General features: G+C 60.6%; 12 protein-coding genes and 1 tRNA gene. 5 read left to right on the top strand and 8 right to left on the bottom strand.

Annotated features, from left to right (window positions below; translation table 11 throughout):
- Nucleotides 1-99: 99 nt before the first annotated feature.
- A complete protein-coding gene (gene pyk, locus BN1136_RS08105) occupies nucleotides 100-1,539 on the top strand; it encodes a pyruvate kinase (RefSeq protein WP_043759326.1) in 1,440 nt (479 codons plus the stop codon).
- 66 nt (nucleotides 1,540-1,605) lie between these two features.
- On the opposite strand, the gene BN1136_RS08100 is transcribed toward pyk, so the two are convergent.
- From BN1136_RS08100 to BN1136_RS08085, 4 genes are all read right to left on the bottom strand, one after another.
- Nucleotides 1,606-2,649 (bottom strand): efflux RND transporter periplasmic adaptor subunit, encoded by a 1,044-nt coding sequence (locus BN1136_RS08100; RefSeq protein WP_043759324.1) that lies wholly within the window; start codon nucleotides 2,647-2,649, stop codon nucleotides 1,606-1,608.
- Between the two features lie 15 nt (nucleotides 2,650-2,664).
- Nucleotides 2,665-5,727 (bottom strand): efflux RND transporter permease subunit, encoded by a 3,063-nt coding sequence (locus BN1136_RS08095; protein ID WP_043759322.1) that lies wholly within the window; start codon nucleotides 5,725-5,727, stop codon nucleotides 2,665-2,667.
- A 162-nt stretch (nucleotides 5,728-5,889) separates the two neighbouring features.
- Nucleotides 5,890-8,214, bottom strand: coding sequence for an acyl-CoA dehydrogenase (locus BN1136_RS08090; protein ID WP_043759321.1), 2,325 nt, complete (start codon nucleotides 8,212-8,214; stop codon nucleotides 5,890-5,892).
- Between the two features lie 47 nt (nucleotides 8,215-8,261).
- Entirely contained in the window at nucleotides 8,262-8,915 is a 654-nt protein-coding gene (locus tag BN1136_RS08085; RefSeq protein WP_043759319.1) for a TetR family transcriptional repressor PsrA, read from the bottom strand.
- Between the two features lie 467 nt (nucleotides 8,916-9,382).
- Here BN1136_RS08085 and BN1136_RS08080 point away from each other — a divergent pair, with 467 nt between their 5' ends.
- Both BN1136_RS08080 and BN1136_RS08075 read left to right on the top strand, forming a co-directional pair.
- Complete coding sequence (locus tag BN1136_RS08080; RefSeq protein WP_043759317.1) at nucleotides 9,383-10,123, top strand: phosphatase; 741 nt, start codon at nucleotides 9,383-9,385, stop codon at nucleotides 10,121-10,123.
- Nucleotides 10,124-10,210: 87 nt separating this feature from the next.
- Nucleotides 10,211-10,286: transfer RNA gene (locus BN1136_RS08075), tRNA-Thr, on the top strand.
- Between the two features lie 66 nt (nucleotides 10,287-10,352).
- Here the strand turns inward: BN1136_RS08075 and BN1136_RS08070 are convergent.
- Complete coding sequence (locus tag BN1136_RS08070; RefSeq protein ID WP_197068429.1) at nucleotides 10,353-11,021, bottom strand: SOS response-associated peptidase; 669 nt, start codon at nucleotides 11,019-11,021, stop codon at nucleotides 10,353-10,355.
- Nucleotides 11,022-11,153: 132 nt separating this feature from the next.
- On the opposite strand from BN1136_RS08070, the gene umuD reads away from it, so the two are divergent.
- Together umuD and umuC are read left to right on the top strand one after the other, a co-directional pair.
- The gene (umuD, locus tag BN1136_RS08065) at nucleotides 11,154-11,570 is read left to right on the top strand and encodes a translesion error-prone DNA polymerase V autoproteolytic subunit (RefSeq protein ID WP_043759313.1); all 417 of its coding nucleotides are present in this window, start codon (nucleotides 11,154-11,156) and stop codon (nucleotides 11,568-11,570) included.
- A 2-nt stretch (nucleotides 11,571-11,572) separates the two neighbouring features.
- Entirely contained in the window at nucleotides 11,573-12,847 is a 1,275-nt protein-coding gene (umuC, locus tag BN1136_RS08060; RefSeq protein WP_043759312.1) for a translesion error-prone DNA polymerase V subunit UmuC, read from the top strand.
- Between the two features lie 239 nt (nucleotides 12,848-13,086).
- Here umuC and BN1136_RS08055 read toward each other — a convergent pair whose 3' ends face one another.
- The 3 genes from BN1136_RS08055 to BN1136_RS19790 form a co-directional block, all read right to left on the bottom strand.
- Entirely contained in the window at nucleotides 13,087-17,403 is a 4,317-nt protein-coding gene (locus tag BN1136_RS08055) for an AAA family ATPase (protein ID WP_043759310.1), read from the bottom strand.
- Between the two features lie 4 nt (nucleotides 17,404-17,407).
- Complete coding sequence (locus BN1136_RS08050) at nucleotides 17,408-18,988, bottom strand: hypothetical protein (RefSeq protein ID WP_043759306.1); 1,581 nt, start codon at nucleotides 18,986-18,988, stop codon at nucleotides 17,408-17,410.
- 467 nt (nucleotides 18,989-19,455) lie between these two features.
- Nucleotides 19,456-19,707, bottom strand: a 252-nt coding sequence (locus tag BN1136_RS19790) for an integrase core domain-containing protein (RefSeq protein ID WP_156135300.1), incomplete at its 5' end; no start/stop codon positions are given.

Here is a 19,707-nt window from a genome sequence, read left to right as displayed (position 1 = left end):
ATTACACAAGACCCCCCAGAGGGTCTGCGAGCAGGCGCCATGCCACACGCTTGACGGGGCAGTATTTCAAGTCATATCAACTTCACATTGGAGTCTTTCATGCCAAGACGTACAAAGATTGTCACCACACTTGGTCCGGCGACCGATCGCGACGGCATCCTCGAGGGGATCATTCGCGCCGGCGCCGATATGGTACGGATGAATTTCTCTCACGGCACTCCTGAAGATCATATCCAGCGCGCCAACCAGGTGCGTGACATCGCCGCCAAGCTGGGCCGTCACGTCGCCATCATGGGCGACCTGCAGGGCCCCAAGATCCGTGTCTCCACCTTCAAGGATGGCAAGATCTACCTCGCCATCGGCGACAAGTTCATCCTCGATGCTGCCCTCGGCAAAGGGGAAGGCTGCCAGGAGCAGGTCGGTATCGACTACAAGAGCCTGCCCAATGACGTGGTGTCCGGCGACATCCTGCTGCTGGACGACGGCCGCGTGCAGCTGAAGGTCGAGCAGGTGGAAGGCACCCGCATTCACACCACGGTGACCGTGGCTGGCCCGCTGTCCAACAACAAGGGCATCAACAAGAAGGGTGGCGGCCTCTCCGCTCCGGCCCTGACCGAGAAGGACAAGGAAGACATCAAGACCGCCGCCCGCATGAACGTGGACTACCTGGCGGTCTCCTTCCCCCGCAGTGGCGATGACCTGCGCTACGCCCGCGAACTGGCCCGCGAAGCCGGCTCCAACGCCAAGATCGTGGCCAAGGTCGAGCGCGCCGAGACCGTCGCCAGCGACGAGGCAATGGAAGACATCATCCTCGGCTCCGACGCCGTCATGGTGGCCCGTGGGGATCTGGGCGTCGAGATCGGTGACCCCGAGCTTGTTGGCGTGCAGAAGAAGCTCATTCGCCACTCCCGCCGCCTGAATCGCGTGGTCATCACCGCGACCCAGATGATGGAGTCCATGATCAACGCGCCGCTGCCGACCCGTGCCGAAGTCATGGACGTGGCCAACGCCGTACTGGATGGTACCGATGCGGTGATGCTCTCCGCCGAGACCGCAGCCGGTCAGTTCCCCATCGAGACCGTGACCTCCATGGCCAGCGTCTGCGTGGGGGCCGAGAAGCACCCGAGCCTGAACGTCTCCAACCACCGCATGAGCTACACCTTCACCTCGGTGGAGGAAGCCGTCGCCATGTCCACCATGTATGCGGCCAACCACCTGGAAGGGGTCAAGGCGATCGTCGCACTGACCGAGTCCGGCACCACCCCGCTGCTGATGTCCCGCATCAGCTCCGGCCTGCCGATCTTCGCCATGTCCCCCCACAACAAGACCCTGGCCTGGGCCAACCTCTACCGCGGCGTCACGCCGGTGCTGTTTGACGGCGACGAGACCAAGCCTGTCTACGAGGTGTGCCGCGAGGCGCTGGACGCACTCAAGGCCAAGGGCCTGGTGCAAAGCGGCGACATGGTGTTGCTGACCCACGGCGACAAGATGGAAACCGTCGGCAGTACCAACACCTGCAAGGTGATGATGGTCGAGTAATCGCCCTCCTGCCCGCAACAAAAACGGCTCCCGCGGGAGCCGTTTTTTTATGGCGAAACCACCGCCTCAGCCGCGAAACAGTTCCACCTTGTCGCCGTCCTGCAGGCTGCCAGCGCCGCGCACCACCACCCTGTCCCCCTGCTTGAGGGCGCCGCTCACCGCCACCTGCTGGTTGTCGCCAAACAGCACGGTCACCGGCACCCGGTTCACCTTCAGCTCCTCACCGTGCTGCTCGACCTGATAGACCACGCTCCCCTCGGTGCCAAGCACCAGGGCATCCCGCGGCAACAGCATGGTCTGCTGCTCTCCCAGCGGCAGCGCCACCCGCACCGGCGAGCCGATGATGAAGCGGCCCGCCTCGGGTTTGAGGCGCAGTTCGATGAGGCGGGACTTGGGATCGGCACTGGCCGCCCGCTGGTAATAGACGCCGTGGCTGCTGAGCTGCTCCCCCTCCACCCGCAGCCGGGCATTCACCTCCAGCTGCTGGGCCCAGGCGATGGGCGCCCGCAACCGGATGTCCGGCTGCTCCGGATTGACCAGCTCCAACGCCCGCTCCCCTGCATCCACATGTTCACCCGGCTGGATGAAATGCTCGTTCACCACACCATCGAAGGGCGCAAAGATACGGCTCTTGCGCAGCTGTTCTTCAATCTGGCGCACCTGCACCCGGGCCAGCTGTTCCGCCAGCTCGGCCTGCTCCACGTCGTAACGGGCCTTGTCATACTGACTCCGGGAGGCGCTCTTCTGCTGGTGCAACCGATCGAGACGCTGGAACTCGGCCCGGGCGAAACGCAGGTTGCTCCCCTCCCTCGCCTGCTCGGCCCTCGCCTGCTCCAGCGAGAGGCGCAGGGTCGCCCCGTCGAGGCGCAGCAACTCGTCCCCCGCCTTCACCTTGCTGCCGAACTCGGCTATCCACTCCACCCGGCCGCTCACCTCGGCGCTCAGCGCGGCCTGCTGGCGGCTCGCCACCGTGCCGCTGACCCAGATGCTGGCGCCCGCCTCCCCCCGAGTCACGTCCGCCAGGGTCACCATCTTGCCCTGTGCCAGTGCGGGTGCCCCGCCTGCCAGCAGCAGCACGCCCACTACCATCCTTGTAAACATTCGTGTCATCGATGAGCTCCTTGCTCAGGCTCGCTGCCGAAGGGCTTGCGGTGCATCGGCCCGCTCGCCCAGCCGCAGGAAGGCGGGCAGCAGGATCAGGGTAAACAGGGTGCTGCAACTCATGCCGCCGACGATGACGGTGGCCAGCCCCCGGTAGATTTCGCTGCCCTCGCTCGGGCTCAGCATCAGGGGCAACATGCCAAAGATGCTGGTGAGGCTGGTCATGGCGATGGGGCGCATCCGGCTTTGCAGGGCATCGGCCACCGCCAGCTGGCGACTCAACCCCTCCCGCTCCGCGGTGCGGGTCTGATGCACCAGCAGGATGGCATTGTTGACCACCAGCCCCAGCAGGATGACGAAGCCGATGATGGTCAGCAGGTCCATCGGCAGCGGCACCAGGAGGCCGCTCAGACGCAGCGCCAGCACGCCGCCGACCGCGGCCAGAGGCAGGGTCAGCAGCACCAGCACGGCATCCCTGATGGAGGCGAAGACCCCCCACAGCAGGATGAGCAGGATCATCACGGCAAACAGGAAGATGCTGCCGAGGTTGTCCAGCGCCTGTTGCAGGCTGTCCGCATTGCCGGCGACCTGCAGCTCGCCGCCGGCCGGCAGTATGGGTCGGATGGCGGGGAAGCTCTTGTGCTGCAGGATCTCCAGCACCTGCTCCATGCTCATGCCGTCCGGCGGTGTGATAAAGAGCTGGATGCTGCGCCGCCCGTCGGCCCGGAAGATGCTCTCCGGCCCCAGGCTGTGCTCCACCCGCAGCAGTTCCCCCAGCGGCACGATGCGCCCGGACGGGGTCGCAAGAGGCACGGCTCTGAGTTCATCCGGATTGGCCGAGCTCTGGCCCATCAGCAGGATGTCCAGCCTGTCTTCGCCGTCGAAATACTCGCCGACCCGCAGCCCGTCGCCGAAGGTCTGGATAATGGTGGGCATGGGGGTGCGATCCCAGCCCACCTCGGCGAGGCGCCTGTCTTGCGGCACCAGCCGCAACTCCGGGGCGGTGAAGTCGAGGCCGGGATCCGGCCTGACCTGGGCCCCCGGCAGCTCTTTCTGTACGATGGCCATGCTCTCGCGGGCCGCCCGATAGAGCTCGGGCAGAGTGCCCCCCTGGATGAGCAACGAGATGCTGTTCTCGCTGTCAAAGCCGCCAAACAGTGAGCCCTGGCCGCCGAAGGCCCGGGTGTCCGGGATATTGGCGAACAGCTTGTCCATCAGCAGGCGCTCAAGCACCTTGATCTGGGTCTCGTCCTTGGGGCGTACCCCGATCTGGGCACCTCCCGGGTAGCGCAGGATGTAATAGTTCTTGAGGGCCGGCTCCTGCTCCCCCTTCATGTAGGGATCCAGCCTGGCAATCAGGGTATCTATCACCTCCTCTCGCTGGGCTTTGGGGTTGACCCCGGGGGTGAAGGTCATCCAGACGTCGATGGCATCCCTTTTCACGTCCGGCAGGTAGTTCATCTTGGGCAGCAGCAACCAGCTCGCCAGCACGGGCAGACTCATCATCAGGGCGATGATGGTCCAGCGCCGGCGAGGCGTCGCTGTCCAGCGGATCACGTGACGGGTGGTGCCCTGCCACAGCTTGTCGTAAGGATCGATCAGCCGCTCGCCCCCCATCCAGCGCGCCGCCACCGCCGGCAACACGGTGACCGCCACCAGCATGGAGACGGTCACGGCGCAGGCGATGGTCAACGCAAGATCGGCAAACAGCTGGCCCTCCACGTCGTTGAGCAGCAGCACCGGCAGGAAGATGGCGACCGTGGTCAGGGTGGAGGCCACCAGCGCCGTCCACACTCGGCTGGTCCCCTCCAATGCCGCCTCCGACTTGCTGATATCCCCCGGCTCGGTGCGGCGGTAGATGCTCTCCAGCACCACGATGGCGGCATCGAGCACCATGCCCACCGCAAAGGCGATGCCGGCCAGGGAGATGACGTTGAGGGTGCGCCCCATCACCTTGAGCAAACAGAAGGTGAGCATGATGCTGATGGGGATGGCGATCGCTATCATCAGGGTCGCCTTGAGCCGGCGCAGAAAGACCCAGAGGATGGCGCAGGAGAGCAGCACGCCGAGCCCCAGGTTGGCGGTCACCATGCTCACCGCCCTGTTGATGTAGAGAGAGGCGTCGAACGACTGCTCCATATGCAGGCCGACCGGCTCCAGCACCTCGCGGTTGAGCTCGCCCACCTTGAGCTTGATCGCCTCCAGCGCCGCCAGGGCGTTGGCGCCGCTCTCCTTGAAGATCTGGGCCGCGATGGCGGTGTTGCCATTCTGGATGCGCAGCACCGGGTTCTCCTCCCGGGCCAGCCGCACCTCGGCCACATCCCGCAGATAGATGGGCAGGCCGTCGCGCCAGTCCACCACCTTGTCTCCCAGGGTCTCCACGTCGTAGCGACCGGCGAAGCGCAGCTTGTATTCCCAGCGGCCGATGTCGAGGGTGCCGGCCGACACGTCCCAGTCGGTGCTGGCCCGGCTGGCCAATACCGGGATCTCCACCCCCAGCTCGGCGGCGCGGTAGGGGTCGAAGCGGACCTGGATCTGACGCTCGTTGATCCCCTCCACCTCCACGGTGGAGACCCCGGGGATCCGCTCAAGCTCCGGCTTGACCCGCGCCTCGATCAGCGCCTGATGATCGTCGATCAAGCCCTTGGCGCCAGGCAGCTGCTGGATGAAGAAGAAGGTGAGGGTATCGTTGCTGCTGTAGTTGTTGACGTAGGGGCCGTCGATGTTGTCCGGCAGGCCGGAGACCCGGTTCAGCCGCGAGATGACGTCGAGCTGGGCACGCTGCATGTCGGTGCCGAGGGCGAACTCCATGTTGATCTCGGTGAAGCCAGGGTAGCTGTTGCTGCCGATGCTTTTCAGCCCCTGCACCCCCTGCATCTCCTGCTCGATCGGGTCGGTGACCTCCGACTCCATCTCCTGGGGCGAGGCGGATCGCCAGCTCACCGAGATGTTGAGGTGGGGACGGTCTATGTCGGGGAACAGCTGGACAGGCAGCCCCCGGATGCTGAGCAGGCCCAGCAAAAAGATCAGCACGACCGAGACCGCCACCCAGATGGGGCGTTCGATCGCCGTTTTGGCGAGGTTCATTCACTCTTCCTGAGTTGTTGTTATCGGCCATTCCAGTGGCCTTGCTTCCTGCCCCAAGGGTGGGGGCCATTGCATTAAACTGGAATTAATCCAGGTTGTAAATGCCTGGTTAAACAACAAAAAAACCGGCCACTTGGGCCGGTTTTCCATTTACTGTCGGGATCAGGCAGCGTGCACAACCGGGTTCGGTTGAGACAAGCCCTCCAGCTCGCCAGGAGCGAAGTTGTCCACCTGGATTGCCTCGTAACGCAGGGCATCGGCGGCCAGCAGCTTGTCGGCCTCCTCCTTGCCAAGGATGGATTGGGACAGGGCCGCCTCCACCAGTTCCGGCAGTGCCATCTTGCGAGGCAGCCTGCCCTCCTTCTGGGCCTGCACCAGCTTCTTCTCGATGGGCTGGACGGCGACCATGGCCTGGAAGGCGCGCTCCATCAGGCCGACCGGATCCGCCTCGTCCTTGCCAACGTAGCAAAGCGCGGTCAGACGGTCGCGGAACTCGCCCGGTGTCATCATGGCCAGGCAGATGGCGTGGCAGCGGTCATCGGACGGCATCTTGTAACCCACGCCGAACGGGAAGACCACGCGCTTGAGTACGGCGCCCACCACCTTGTTCGGGAAGTTCTGGAAGAAGCCCTCGAACGCCTTGCCAATCAGGTAGAGGTTGCGCTCCACCGCGTACTGCACGAACGGCAGATCCGAGACCATGCGGCCCTGATCCTCGTAGTGCTTGAGGGTGGCGGAGGCGAGATAGAGGTGGCTCAGCACGTCACCCAGACGGGCGGAGATCATCTCCTTGCGCTTGAGATCGCCTCCCAGCATCAGCATGGAGACGTCGGCGCACAGGGCCAGCCCCTTGCTCATGCGGGAGAGCTGCTTGTAGTAGCGGGCGGTTTCGCCGGCCACCGGGGCGCTGTTGAACTGGCCCAGGGTCAGCCCCTGGAACAGGGAGCCGAAGAAGTTGCCGGTGCCAAAGGCAATGTGCTTCATCAGCAGGGCGTCGAACTTCTCGAGACCGCGCTCCACGTCGGTGTCGGCGGCCGCTTCCAGCTCGGCAAACACGTACGGATGGCAGCGGGTGGCCCCTTGCCCGAAGATCATCAGGTTGCGGGTCAGGATGTTGGCCCCTTCCACCGTGATGGCCACCGGAATGCCCATGTAGGCGTAGCCGGTGTAGTTTTTCGGACCGAGCTGAATGGCGCGACCGGCATGGATATCCATGGAGTCGTCCATCACCTGGCGGGCCATCTCGGTCATGTGGTACTTGGAGATGGCGGTGACGATGGCCGGTGCCTGGCCGAGATCCAGGGAGCCTGCTGTCATGCGTCGGGCCCCTTCCAGCTGATAGGTGAGACCACCGATGCGGGCCAGCGCCTCCTGCACCCCTTCAAACTTGCCGATGGACATGCCGAACTGCTTGCGCACATAGGAGTAGGCCCCCACGGTGCGGCTCGCCATGTGGCCGCAGGCGCTACCGAGGGCAGGCAGCGAGATGCCGCGACCGGCGGAGAGGCATTCGACCAGCATGCGCCAGCCACGGCCGGCGTAATCCGGGCCACCGATGATCCAGTCGAGCGGAATGAACACGTCCTTGCCGAAGGTCGGGCCGTTCAGGAACGCCAGTCCCATGGGGTAGTGGCGATCGCCGACGCGCACGCCCGGGTGACTGGTGGGGATGAGCGCACAGGTGATGCCGATCTCCTCCTTGTCCCCCAGCAGTTTTTCCGGGTCATAGAGCTTGAACGCCAGCCCCAGCACGGTGGCGCGCGGCGCCAGGGTGATGTAGCGCTTGTTCCAGTTGAGGCGAATGCCGAGCACTTCCTCCCCCTTGTGCATCCCCTTGCAGACGATCCCCTTGTCAGGGATGGCACCGGCGTCGGAGCCCGCTTCCGGACCGGTCAGGGCGAAGCAGGGCACTTCCTTGCCGTTGGCCAGCCCCGGCAGCCAGAAGTCCTTCTGGGCCTGGGTGCCGTAATGCATCAGCAGCTCGCCGGGGCCTAAGGAGTTCGGCACCATGACGGTGACCGCCACGCTCAGACTCTTGGTGGCGATGCGGGTGACGATGGTGGAGTTGGCAATCGCGGAGAATTCGCGGCCACCGTAGGATTTCGGGATGATCAGGGAGAAGAAGCCTTCCTGCTTCAGATAGTCCCAGACCGGCTCCGGCAGGTCCTTGGTTTCGTTGACGATCTTGAAGTCGTCGACCATGGCGAGCAGGGTTTCGACCTGGTTGTCGATGAAGGCCTGCTCCTCCGCGCTCAGCTCGGCCTTGCCGTAGCCGTGCAGTTTTTTCCAGTCCGGGTTGCCGCGAAACAGCTCCCCATCCCACCAGACGGAGCCGGCCTCCATGGCCTCCCGCTCGGTGGCGGACAGGGGTGGCAGTATCTTCTTGAAGATGCCAAACACCGGGCGGGTCACCACCTTTTTACGGATGGAGGGTACGCCGAGCACCACGGCTATCGCCAGCACCAGCAGGACAAGCAATGTGATCATACCGAAGTTCCTTCTATTTCACTGTTTCCGTTGATTTATTGTTGGTATTACACGGCCAGGGACAGCCTGGTCGACTCCACGGGCGCCCCGACACCGGACGCCAGATAGGGAATAACGTTGCGCACCAGCCCTTCCACATCGAGCTGCTGGCCAAAATCGGCCTGGGCGATGTCACGCAGAGCATCGGCGGAGGCCATGGTGAACACGACGGTGCCCAGGGTGAAGTGCAGGCGCCAGAAGAGATCCGCCGGCGACAAGTCCGGATTGGCCTTGGAGATGGCCTGGGTGATCCCGTGCAGGGTCGTACCGTAGTGGGTCGTGATGAAACGGCGCAGGTGGCCCTGGCTGTCGATGTAGCCGCGTCCCAGCAGCTGCATGAAGAGCGCAGGCCCGTTGGCCCGCACCGCCACCAGCTTCATCAGGGGATCGACAAAGCTCTCGAACACCTGCAGCAGGGTCAGCTGATCCTGCGCCATCAGGGTCTGCAGGCGCGCATCCAGGGCCGGCATGAACAGGCTCAGGTAGCGATCGAGCACCGCCTGGATCAGCTCCTTCTTGGAGCCGAAGTGGTAGTTGACGGACGCCAGGTTCACCTCAGCCTCGCTGGTGATCAGACGCAACGAGGTATCGGCGAACCCCCGCTCGGCAAACAGCACCTCGGCGGCATCGAGAATACGGTTCTTGGTATCGATTTTACTCACAGGACACCTCACTTAAACGAATGTTTAAAAAGTACGTTTCACACTCAGTGATGTCAAGAGAATGTGAACGGGTGTTGATGGAATGTTTTTAATCAAAAAAGGGGAACAAGAGGGGAACTTCGCGACCAGACCGGACTCTATATCTATGCCACTGCAATTAAACATTAAGTCTCGCCCAACCTGCTTCATGCTAGTTGGGCATTTTTTTACCCTGCAGCGACCCGATGCGTCGACAGACAAGCAAAAAAAACCGTCGCAGGGGCGACGGTGGGGAAAATCGGGTCGAACCATCCAATGTCAACCCGTCGATGGGAGTTCAGGCTGCATCGACCAAGCCATGGTCGCAGACAAAGGTGGTCAGACTTTGTCAGTACTGGCGCAATTTGTGACAAAGTATGACAGCCAGCCACATGGCCCGACTCGGCCAATCTTGCTATGCTGACGCCTCATGCCAGAGGGGAGAGAAGATGAAGTACACGGTCGATACCCACACGCACACCGTCGCCAGCACCCACGCCTACAGCACCATCCACGACTACCTGCCCATCGCCAAAGCCAAGGGGATCAAACTCTTCGCCACCACGGATCACGGCCCCGACATGGCCGATGCCCCTCACTACTGGCATTTCGTCAATCTGCACGTCCTGCCCAGGGTGGTGGACGGGGTCGGCATCCTGCGCGGCATCGAGGCCAACATCAAGAATATCGACGGTGAAATAGACTTCCCCGAGCGCTACGAGTCGCGGCTCGACATGATCATGGCGGGCTTCCACGAACCGGTGTTTCCTCCCTGCGATCGGGCGACCCACACCCAGGCCATGATCAACGCCATCAAGAGCGGTCGGGTCGACATGATAAGCCACCCGGGCAACCCCGCCTTCCCCATCGATATCCAGGCGGTGGTCAGGGCGGCAGCCGAATACCGGGTCGCACTGGAGGTCAACAACTCCTCGTTCAGCCACTCCCGTGCGGGCAGCGAGGCAAACTGCCGCGCCATCGTCGAGGCGGCGCGCGACCTTGGCGCCTACCTCACCTTCGGCTCCGACTCCCACGTGGCCTTCAGCCTAGGAGACTTTGACTACTGTCACCGGCTGGTGACCGAGGCCGGCTTCCCCGAGGAGCGGATACTCGCGCGCTCCCCCCGTGCCCTGCTCGATTTCCTGGAAAGTCGTGGCCGCGCCCATATCCCGGAGTTCGTCGATCTCTAAAGACCGCTAACATCATGAGCCAACTCATAAAATTGAAGCGGCTCAATTGACTTGTCAGCCCTTTTTCACGAATCTGGAGTTCACGAAGCCGGTATAGCTCAGTTGGTAGAGCAGCGCATTCGTAATGCGAAGGTCGCAGGTTCGACTCCTGTTTCCGGCACCAGATATATCAAGGCTCGCAGCGATGCGAGCCTTATTCATTTCTGAGGTGGCTAACACTGGGCTAACATCAGCTCCGGCGTACAAGTGGCATCGGCCCTCCCATCAACCGCTCAGCATGCTGCTGCACCAGGTAGGTTCGCGCCAGTTCAGGGTCTTTGCACCCCAGCCAGGTGTCGTAGTCATCCGGCGACACGATGACCAGGCTTCGCTTCTCGTCTCCGGGCTTGTGCATTCGCCGCAGTAGCGGGTGCGTGTCGGCATTGATGGTGAGCTGGGAGAAGCTGAAGGTGTAGCCCTGCTCCTCCTGCCATGCCCGCCAGATGCCGGCCACCGCAAAGGGCATGCCGTCGACCATGCTGATCCGCCAGCGCTCGGCCTTGCCGCTCTCGTAGCAGGGTTCGAAAAAGCCGGTCATGGGCACCAAGCAGAGATGCCCCTGCTGCCAGGCGTGGCGGTACGTCGGCTTTTCGCCTACCGTCTCGGCCCTGGCGTTCATCGTGGTGTAGTGCTTGTTGCCTGGCTGCACCTTCCTCTTCGGCACCATCCCATAACTGGCGATCAGCGCCTGCCGCCGGCCATCTCGCTGGATCAGGATCGGGGCCTGATAGTCCTGCCACACCTCCTCCTTCCAGTCGTACCCGGGGTCATCAACCCCGAAGTATTCCTCCAACACCGCCTTGGTGGTCGGGATGTAGTTGATGCACATGCGCAGCCCCTCCGTCGTATGAGAGCTCAAACTCACCAGATCAGTCTCTGCCAAGCATAATTGGCCGCGTCCCCCTTGCCCTGCCAAGACCCGAACGCCGACCAGTGATCTTTCCGGATCCCTCGGTTAGAATCACTGTATGTTCATACAGTGATATTTACCATGATCCCCCACGCAACCGATGCACCTATCATAGAGCTCCCTCAGTTCCTCACCCCTGCCGCCTGCGGGTTCCCCTCCCCGGCTCAGGACTATGTGGAACAGTCCATCGACCTCAACAAGCACTGTGTCCCCCACCCGGCGGCCACCTTCTATGTGCGGGCCAGCGGACACAGCATGATCGGGGAAGGCATCAATGACGGCGATATGCTGATCATCGACCGTGCCGTCACGGCTCGCCACGGCGACATCGTGCTGGCCTGTCTGGATGGCGAGTTCACCGTCAAGATCTTGCAGTCCGACCCACCCGCGCTACTACCGTCCAACCCTGATTTCTCCCCCATCATTCTGCAAGAAGGGCAGGAGCTGGATATCTTCGGCGTAGTCACCTTCGTTCTGCACAAAACCCGGCGAGGGTAGCCATGCCAACCGCCATTGCCCTGGTCGACGTGAACAACTTCTACGCCTCTTGCGAGCGGCTGTTTCGTCCCGACCTCAAGGGGGTGCCTATCGTGGTGCTCTCCAACAACGATGGCTGTGTTGTCGCCAGATCGGCAGAGGCCAAACGGTTGGGGGTCAAGATGGGGGTGCCCTACTTCCAGATCCGCGAGCGCTATGAAGAGCAGGGCGGTATCTGGTTCAGCTCCAACTACGCACTCTACGGCGACATGTCGAACCGGGTGATGACGACCCTGGAGAGCATGGCCCCGACGGTGGAGGTCTACAGCATTGATGAAGCGTTCGTCGAGCTTAGCGAAAGCTGGGCCGGTGACCTGCTGGCCTATGGCCGCCAGATCCGTGAGCGAGTGCAGCAGTGGACTGGTCTCACTGTCGGGGTGGGCATTGCGCCGACCAAGACCCTGGCCAAGCTGGCGAACTACGCCGCCAAGAAGTGGCCGGCCACCGGCGGCGTGGTGGATCTGCGTGATGAGGGGCGCCGCGCCAAGCTGATGGCCATCACCCCGGTTGAGGAAGTCTGGGGGATAGGGCGCAAGCTGACCGCCAAGTTCAACAAACAGGGCATCAACACCGTGGCTGATCTGGTGGGTGCCGACCCCAAGAGTCTGCGCCGACAGTATGGGGTTGTCGTCGAGCGCACCGTACAGGAGCTGAGGGGGATCCCCTGTGCCGAGCTGGAGCCGATGGCCCAGGCCAAGCAGCAGATCATCTGCAGCCGGAGCTTTGGTGAACGCATCACCGCGTTTGGCCCCATGCGGGAGGCGCTGGCCGGCTACATGGAGCGGGCCGCGGAAAAGCTTAGAGCGGAGAGCATGTGCTGCCGACTCGTCACCCTCTTTATAAGGAGCAGCCCCTTCTCGGAGCGAGAAACCTATTACGGCAACCAGGTATCGACCAAGTTGCAGACCGCCACCTCAGACACCCGGGACCTACTTGCCCTGGTTGAACCGCTGCTGAGCCGTATCTGGCGGGATGATGTCCGCTATATGAAGGGGGGCGTGATGCTGGCCGACTTCACCCCGGCCAGCATACACCAGGGAGACCTGTTCGCTGACAGGCAGCTGGATCCCCGCAGCGAGGCGCTGATGAAGGTGATTGACCAGATCAATCAGGGAAGGCTGGGGAAGGTCTACTTCGCAGCCCGCGGCCGGAACACCAGGGAGTGGATGATGAAACGGGAGCAGCTCAGCCCCCGCTATACAACTAATCTTAGCGAGATCCCAACGGCGAAGATTTAACTTTAACTATTCATACTTATGCAATCTGGATCATCGTACGATTAGAAGTAACTGGTCGTTGCGACTTTCTACTAAAACGATTTCTTAGCCTTAGTGAACATTTATATCAGTGTGTAGTGGTCAACTAAATCCGGACACTTGGTTAGGCCGATCTTCGGCTTTGGCTGGCGGTATCCCGTCATTGTGTTGATGTGGACATCTCCTGTCTTGGGGTAGACAGGAGATATACACATAGAAGGTCAGCTTTCCTCGCAGCTGTCCAGCATCTCCTCAACAGTCTGACGGGTGTCGTCGTCCAGCTCTTCGAGCAATCGCTCCCTCACTGCATCGCTCACTCGCATGTTGCCGCCATATCGCAGGGAACCCAGAATAGCCAGCTTGACGCCCGGGTCGGGATCGCTGGCCAAGGTCAACTGCACATCCTCGCCGCTGGGTATAGCTAGGAGGCCAAACAGTTTGCACGCCAGTTCCTGGCGGACTTTGCTGTCAGGGTCCTTGCTCAGGATCCGTTGGGTCTCAGGTGTGAGTTGACGTAGGTAGCTGGATGCTTCTACAAGCTTCAGTCTCACACTCGCCAAAGCGTCCTGGGCTAGCATCTCTTGGGCGGAGGGAGAAATACTGTGGTTTTCGGCCAAGGCCAAACGCACGCTGCTTTCCTGGTCTAGGGACAGACGTAATTGTGCTTCCTCACACAGGTTCCCTCCAAACCACTCCTCAGGCCCCTTGGCCAGCGCTTTTCGAACGCCAATCTTATCGTCCTTGGCTAGCACCAGTTGCACTGACGCTTTCAACTTGGGGTACGCAGCCAGCAATTCACGGATGAACTGGTCACTGTCCCGTGCAAGCGTCTCCTGGGCCTGACTATGCAGAGTGAACACGAAATGGTTATCACGTTTTAACAGACAGGTGCGTACGCTTTTGTCTGAGTCGCTGGCAAGCAGCAGTTGTACATTTTTGCTAGGGCGATCCTTGGCAGCAACGGCACAGCGCACTCTGACATCTTTGTCCCGGGCCAGCTCCAGCTCCATCGCGTTATCCATCCACCAATCGCGCACCAGCGCAGCGCGAACTTTGGCCACAGGGTCGGAAAGCAGCTGGTGCAGAATGTCTGCATCAACGTCCTCGTTGGCGGCTAGCTTAGCTCTGACCTTGGCACTTTTATTCCCCGCCAAAGCCTGTTGCACAGGCTTGATCAACGTTGAGTTACCGGCCAGTGCCTCCAGCAGGGCTTCCTCCTGCTCTCCTTCGGCCAACAGTGCGGACTGCAAGTGACCAGGCAGAGTGCCTCGTGCGGCCAGCACCAGTTTTTCCTTACGCAGGCTCTGCCCCTGCTTGCCCATGGCTTGGTTTTGCCCGCCCATGTATCTCGAGTGGATAGAATTAGCACCCCTCCTTGTTGGACCATCAGACCTTTCTGAAACCCCACCTTGGCAAATCAGGGTCATCAAGTCTTCACCAATTCGAGTGTTTTCTGCCAGCGTTTCGCGGACTTCCGTGTTACCACCCTTGTACAGGTGCAGGTACTGCGCCTCGCTCAGGTGGCGATTGCCGGCCAAGGCTTTTTGTACCGCATCCACGTCACCGATCAGTTTGTCGGCAATCGGCCCGGCCAGAGCCGGGTTGTGTGCCAAGCGGGTGCGCACCTCGACATGGCGGTCATCAGCAAGCCTGGCTTGTAACTGTGGCGTTACACCCTGATTGCGAGCCAGCGCAGAAAGGACTTGTATGTCGCCTCTTTCCAGAAGGCGCTGCTGGATTTCAGCGCTCAGGGCGGCGTTACTCGCCAGTTCCTGCTGGACCTCGGGCAGGTCGCCTGCCAGTTGTTGCTGCACGTCGTCCAGCAAGTCAGCTGCACGTGCCAAGTATTTGCGGATTTCGATATTCGGGTCTGTTGCCAAGTGCCGCTGTACGCTCGGCAAGACCGAGTCGCGCCATCGCACCAGGCATTCGCGGACATCGTCGTTCTCATCACGCATCAGCACCTCGAGGATGCTTTCGGCAAGGTTACCGTTGCCAGACAACGCCTTGCGTACCTTGGGATTCTCATCTTTTAGCAGCCGCGCCTGTACATCGATGTTGAGCGCGCGGTTGCCCGCCAAAGCACTACGGACAGACTCCGACTCATGTTGGCTCAGACCCATTTGTAGTAAAGCTGAATCCAGATGGTGGTTGCCGGCCAAACTGGCCTGCACTTCTTCGACGTCCATGGTCAGGTATTGCAGAGCGGCGCTGGTGAGGTTTGGATGTTCGGCAAGGATGCGCCGTACCTCCGTGTTTAGATCCTGGGCGAGCAGAAACTGGGCGGGGGCCCCCAGGTTTCCGTTGTGTGCTAAGGCCTCGCGCACGTAGTGATCGCACTTCACCAATTCCAGTTGCACCGAGTCAGGGAGGGTGGCCGCTCCTGCCCGGCGGGCCAGCGCTTCGAGAACGTCCTGGTCTTCATCACAAGTCAGCTGCAGTTGTGCGGTTTCGCTTAGTTCGTCGCGCCAGGCGAGGCGTTCGCGTACCTCGCAGGAAGGGTCTCTGGCCAGTTGTTCTTGTACCTCGAGATGCAGGTTGTCGTTGCCGATAAGACAACTTCGAACAAACTCTTCAGGGTCCCTTGCGAGTTGTTGTTGCACGGCCTTTCCCACAGCCTTGTTAGCCGCCAGTGCACTGCGCACCAGAGGCTCTTGGTCAGCGAGCAAGCGCTGTTGCAACGACTCGTCGTCGCTTCTTTTCGCCAATAGGTGGCGTTGTTCTGTGTTCAGTTTGAGTCGTTCGAACTGAGCTGCTATCAGATCATGGGGGGCGTTGGCGTGAAGACAGGCAAGATGTAGCAACGCGAGATCAAAGTCGGGCTGGCCTTCTTCGATATTGATCCGCAGCGTCAACAACTTCTCTGGGCAGTTGGGGTTGCTGTATGCAGCGGTTCGAACCTTGGAATCGGTGTCGTCGACCAGTTTCTCCAACAGATCGTCAGGGCAGTCTTCATGCCGGGCAACTTCCTTACGGCGCAGCGCGTTGTGGCTTTCAGCCATCTGAATCATCTGCGCCACGTTCAGGCCGTCGCAGGCCGAAGCCGGCTTTAGCTTTAGCTTCTCGAACAACTCTTCATATTTGGCCACCTGCTCGCGCAAAGTATCCCGCAGCGGCACAGTCAGTTTGATAGCAACTTCGAGATCTTCGAGTTCCAGTGGGCGCCCGTCCAGAAAGGCGGTTTCTCGCGCTTCGTTGATTGCATTCTGGATATCCGCCCCGGCGTAGTCGCGGCACTGGGTGACTAGTTTGCGGCGCTGCCTGGGTTCGAGCTCCAGAGTCTCGCCCTTTAGGTGGATATCGAGAATCGCCCCGCGCTCAGCGGCATTGGGAAAGCCGACATAAAACACCTCGTCGAAGCGTCCCTTACGCAACAATTCCGGTGGTAGGGCAGTGATGTTGTTGGCGGTGGCTATGACAAAGACGGCACCTGTCTTTTCCTGCATCCAGGTCAAGAAATAGCCAAACAGCCGCGACGAAACCTCCGAGCCGCTACCGCTGTTCATGCCGACGAAGGCTTTTTCCAGCTCGTCGATCCACAGTATGCACGGGCTGACCGACTCGGCCATGTTCAGGGCGCGGCGCATGTTGTGTTCACTTTCACCTACGTATTTTCCCAGCAGCGAGCCGATGTCCAAGCGTAGTAGCGGCAACTGGAACAGGCTGGCGGCAGCCTTGGCGGTGAGCGACTTGCCGCAACCCGGCATACCGGCGATTAGTACACCCTTGGGTGCCAGCACCCGGGCTGCACGGGCTTTACTAAGGCGCTGAAAGATTTGCGCACGACGGCTCAGCCACGTTTTGAGATTTTCTAGGCCACCGATGTCGGTAGCGTTTTCGCTAACCCTGAGCATTTCCAGCACGCCGCTCTTGGAAATGATCTGCTCCTTCTCATGCTGGATCAGTAGCAGAGCTACATCACTAATCTGCTCGTGGTGCTGCCGAACCATCGCCAGCGCCGATCGGATTTCTTCCTGATTCAGCCCGCTGCAAGCGGCGTGCAGACGATGTCGAAGCCCATCTGGCACCAGTAAGTCCAGCTGCAGGCAAACAGCATCGAGCAGGCTACTGATTTCCTCGCCCCGGGGCAGTGGCAGGGGTAGCAGGGTCATCTGCGCTTCTATCTGCGACGGAATGTGCAAAGTCTCCGAGACCAACACCACCGCCGCCTTGCCGCGATGATGGCGCTGGATACGGTTGAGTAACTGCTTCAGCCGTGCCACCGCCAGCGGCTGGTTTTCCAAAGCACTGCGGGCATCCTTGATAATGAAAAGTTTGTGGTCCAGATCTTCATCCAGCAGCGACGGCAAGCTTTCGGCCAGATCGATTCTCGATCCCTGGCTGCCCAGTGGTTGCTTGTTGACGAAGTCCACCCAGCCATAACCCAGGTTCCATTCCTTGGGATGCAGGTGCAACTGGCTCGTTATGTCCTGAAGCATGGCATCGACTCGGGCTTCTTCGCCGGAGTGAATGTACAGCCCGGGGTAGCCAGCGACCAGATGGGATTTGATCTTGTCCTTGAGTTCGAGCAAGTTCATAGCGTCACCACAGAGAGAAGAGGCTGGAGGCGAGGTTGCGCAGACCGTTGCCCACCGATTCTATTGCCCGGCCCGCCCCCTCGAGCACCACTGCGGCCACCTTGGTGGCAGTTCTGGCAATCGACTTGCCTGCTTCGTACACCAGTTCGCCGATCTGTCCGCCGGCGATCCCTCCGGCCACGCCACCGACAAAGCCACCAATGGCCGTGCCCACCGGGCCGAACACCGTTCCGATCGTTGCACCCAGCGCAGCACCCTTGGTTGCCCCCGCTATGGCCATAGTGGTGGTTACCGTGGTGTTGCCAATGGCGTCGACGGCTTCTTCACCTGTCAGTTCGCCCTTGCCAAACTTGTAGAGAACCTTGGCGTTCTGCAGGCCGACACAGGCAATATTGGTGATCTGACCTGCTGGAGTATTACGCAGCGCAGCACCGAGCCAGCCGTTTTTCACCGCCACCACCACGGCCCCGGAAACCGCTACTTGCGCGGCAGTGTTGGCACCAGTGCGCAGCGAACTTTCGAAAAACTCTTTGAGATCGTCGTTGGCACTAGGATTTTCCCGACCGTTCAACCGGTTCCAGAAGCGCCGGGCAAGAATCCGCGTGCCCTGCATGCCCACCGAGATGCACGCACCAACTACGGCCTGCTTGCCGATCTGGCGGGCGATTGTGGCACGGTTGGTGTCGTTCCAATCGTATTGGCGCGACTCTGCTTCCTGTTGGGCTTTCTCCTGCAGTCTCCTTGCTTCGTCCTTGGACAGCGGGCGGGATTTCACGCCATCGGCTTCGATCACCTCCGTGCTATCGGGCACGTCCGCGCCTTGGCCTTCCGGTACCAGCGGTTTCTGCCCTTCGTAATCACCACGATTAAGCAGCTCGTTAGTGGCATTTGCATCCGCACCGTACTTGGACTGGTACTTACCGACCACGTTGCCGTTGCCGTCGATGATCTCGATGTCTACCGAGTTCACTTCCTGGGAGCCCACGACCCGCGCACGATAAGGGCTTCCCTTACTCACTGCGTCGATGTTAAAGGTGTCGACGTGGTGCTGCTCGGCGATCAGGCCGTTGAGGTGAGGGCTGCGACTAATGTCCCCTTTGAGTGTGGTTACCATGTCCCGTGCGTTCATCGTGGCATCGGCCAAGGCTTGGTCAATGCATCCGGCATACTGGCCGACATGCACCGAGCCGGAGAGGGCGGCGTTCTTCTCGATTTCGCCGGCCAGCCACGAGGCTTTGCTACGCCCTTTGTCCATATGCGCTTGCAACGACTCACGGGACTGGTTGAATGCCACGGTGGAGGTGATTACCTGCTGGCTGGTCTTTAGCAGTTCTGCTTCGCTGTTCCACAAGTCCGGGTATTTACGGAATTCATCGTTCAGCCACTGGTCCAGCGGCTTGTCACCGCGCTGGTTGCAAGAATCGACAAAGGAAGCGACCACCGCAGTAGTCTTTTCGGCGTTACTGCCGTCGCCGTCGAGCAGCTTGGCTTCGAGGTACTCCACCTGCTCCTGATTGGTATGCGCAAAGTCGATGCTGTTATCCATTTCGTTGTCGTCGCCCAGAGGCCTTTTAATTTCAGTCATGGCAATCGTCCTGATCTTCAGTGCAAATAGTCGGTGAGCTCATCGTCCAGCCTCTGCTGCAACCAAACGGGATCGAGAATGTGTACATGAGTAATCCCGTCGCGGGTAATCAGTAACAGGTTAAAGTGATTGACCTGTAGCGCAGTAGCAAGAATCGTCGATATTTTGAAGGCTTAAGCAATCATGAACTCAGTCTGAGTTAGGTATGTGTGTAAGGGGGCACTTACAAGTGAAGTGGTTCCACCTATTGCAACAAGATAAGGTGTACTGATGAGGCTATCACTCCAAGACCGATAATACTTGATCGAATCTCACATATTAAGGGAAGCTTTTGCTTCACATTTGCTGGAGCTGGGGAACTGAGTTCAAACCGCCGATTTAGAGCCGCTAACGATTCAGTCAGTATGGCCAGACAAACCTAAAGGCCGGAAAGCGCGTTTCACGCTGGCGGGTGAGATCTGTAGTGGTCAACTAAATCCGGACACTTGGTTAGGCCGATCCTCGGCTTTTGCTGGCGGCATCCCGTCATTGTGTTGATGTGGACGCCGCCAGTTGTAGTAATCCATTAGGTAATAACTGATATCCCGCTTTGCTTCCCGCAGGCTCATGTATCCCGTTGCCGGGAGCCACTCTGACTTCAGGCTTCTGAACAACCGCTCCACCGGGGCGTTATCCCAGCAGTTACCACGACGACTCATGCTCTGGGTCATGCGATAGCG

The organism is Aeromonas taiwanensis, assembly GCF_000820165.1.
Classification (GTDB): Bacteria; Pseudomonadota; Gammaproteobacteria; order Enterobacterales; family Aeromonadaceae; genus Aeromonas; species Aeromonas taiwanensis.
The sequence above is the reverse complement of the archived record's forward strand: the minus strand, read 5'-3'. Positions and strand labels throughout refer to the sequence as shown.

What these genes read in the sequence shown, in the direction of transcription:
- umuD (WP_043759313.1), top strand. Translation starts at nt 11,154, where the DNA reads ATGATCCCCCACGCAACCGATGCACCTATCATAGAGCTCCCTCAGTTC.
- BN1136_RS08095 (WP_043759322.1), bottom strand. Translation starts at nt 5,727, where the DNA reads ATGAACCTCGCCAAAACGGCGATCGAACGCCCCATCTGGGTGGCGGTC.
- BN1136_RS08050 (WP_043759306.1), bottom strand. Translation starts at nt 18,988, where the DNA reads ATGACTGAAATTAAAAGGCCTCTGGGCGACGACAACGAAATGGATAAC.
- BN1136_RS08055 (WP_043759310.1), bottom strand. Translation starts at nt 17,403, where the DNA reads ATGAACTTGCTCGAACTCAAGGACAAGATCAAATCCCATCTGGTCGCT.
- BN1136_RS08090 (WP_043759321.1), bottom strand. Translation starts at nt 8,214, where the DNA reads ATGATCACATTGCTTGTCCTGCTGGTGCTGGCGATAGCCGTGGTGCTC.
- umuC (WP_043759312.1), top strand. Translation starts at nt 11,573, where the DNA reads ATGCCAACCGCCATTGCCCTGGTCGACGTGAACAACTTCTACGCCTCT.
- pyk (WP_043759326.1), top strand. Translation starts at nt 100, where the DNA reads ATGCCAAGACGTACAAAGATTGTCACCACACTTGGTCCGGCGACCGAT.
- BN1136_RS08100 (WP_043759324.1), bottom strand. Translation starts at nt 2,649, where the DNA reads ATGACACGAATGTTTACAAGGATGGTAGTGGGCGTGCTGCTGCTGGCA.
- BN1136_RS08080 (WP_043759317.1), top strand. Translation starts at nt 9,383, where the DNA reads ATGAAGTACACGGTCGATACCCACACGCACACCGTCGCCAGCACCCAC.